At 67.9% G+C, this 1,609-nt stretch carries 2 protein-coding genes; one reads left to right on the forward strand and one right to left on the reverse strand.

The window, feature by feature from the left end:
* On the reverse strand, positions 1-170 hold a 170-nt coding region (locus tag Q7T09_RS20175), incomplete at its 3' end, for a hypothetical protein (protein ID WP_304702039.1).
* A 126-nt stretch (positions 171-296) separates the two neighbouring features.
* On the opposite strand from Q7T09_RS20175, the gene glmM reads away from it, so the two are divergent.
* Positions 297-1,609, forward strand: a 1,313-nt coding sequence (glmM, locus tag Q7T09_RS20180) for a phosphoglucosamine mutase (protein ID WP_304702038.1), incomplete at its 3' end; no start/stop codon positions are given.

Consider the following 1,609-nt stretch of genomic DNA (forward strand, 5'->3'; position numbering starts at 1 on the left):
ACGTCCTCAAGCGCGCGGATCTTGCCCTTGGCCCGGCGGCGCTCGACCTGGCCGTCCACCACCCCGGCGATTCCGGCGGAATCGTAGCCGCGATATTCCAGCCGCTTGAGGCTCTCCAGCAGCCGGTCCTGGACGGGGGCCGTGCCGACAATGCCGATGATCCCGCACATGGACGTGGAGTTCCTTTTGCCGTGGCCCTAAGCCGCGATAATCTTCAAGACTGCGCCGCCTTTAGCATTCGCAAACGGGGCGTCGATTAAATCTCAGTTTCGTTTCGTTTCGAGAGCCCCACCCAGATGACCAAACGCGCCTATTTCGGGACCGACGGCATCCGCGGCCAAGCCAACAGCCATCCGATGACCGCGGAGGTGGCGCTGCGCGTCGGCCTGGCGGCGGGCAAGCTGTTCATGTCCCAGGACGACCGGCGGCACATGGTGGTGATCGGCAAGGACACGCGGCTTTCGGGTTACATGGTGGAGCCGGCCCTGGTGGCGGGGTTCGCCAGCGTGGGCATGGACGTGCGCCTGCTGGGGCCGCTGCCCACCCCGGGGGTGGCGATGATGACCCGGTCCCTGCGCGCCGACCTCGGGGTAATGATCTCGGCCTCGCACAACGCCTATCTGGACAACGGCATCAAGCTGTTCGGCCCCGACGGCTACAAGCTGTCGGACGAGCGTGAACTGGAGATCGAGGCCCTGATGGACCAGGGGTTGACCGAGGGCCTGGCGCCCCCGGCGGGCCTGGGCCGGGTGGCCCGCATCGACGACAGTCAGGCGCGCTATGTGGAGATCGCCAAGGCCACCTTCCCGCGCCGCCTGAGCCTGGCGGGCCTGAGGGTGGTGATCGATTGCGCCAATGGCGCAGCCTACAAGGTGGCGCCGGTGGTGCTCTATGAGCTGGGCGCCGAGGTGATCAAGGTCGGCGTCGATCCCGACGGCACCAATATCAACGAGGAATGCGGCTCCACCCACCCCGAGGCCATGGTGCGGGCGGTGAAGGAGTATCGCGCCGACATCGGCATCGCCCTGGACGGGGACGCCGACCGGCTGGTGATCTGCGACGAGAAGGGTCACGTGGTAGACGGCGACCAGATCATGGCGCTGATCGCCGACAACTGGGCCAAGCGCGACCGCCTCGCCGGCGGCGGCGTGGTGGCCACGGTGATGTCCAACCTGGGCCTGGAACGCTTCCTCGGCGCCCGGAACCTGAAGCTGGAACGCACCGCCGTCGGCGACCGGGCGGTGATGGTGCGGATGCGCGAGGGCGGCTTCAACCTCGGCGGCGAGCAGTCGGGCCACATGATCATGTCGGACTTCTCCACCACCGGCGACGGCCTGCTGGCGGCCCTGCAGGTGCTGGCGGTGCTGAAACAGACCGAGAAGCCGATGAGCGAGCTGGCCCACCAGTTCGAGCCGGTGCCGCAGAGGCTGGAGAACGTGCGCTTCGCCGGCGGCAAGCCGCTGGAGGACGAGCAGGTCAAGAAGGTGCTGGCCGCCGCCGAGATCCGCCTGAATGGATCGGGACGCCTGGTGGTCCGCGCCTCGGGCACCGAGCCCCTGATCCGGGTCATGGCCGAGGGCGACGACGAGAAGCTGGTCCGCGACGTGGT

The organism is Phenylobacterium sp., assembly GCF_030645195.1.
Lineage (GTDB): Bacteria > Pseudomonadota > Alphaproteobacteria > Caulobacterales > Caulobacteraceae > Phenylobacterium.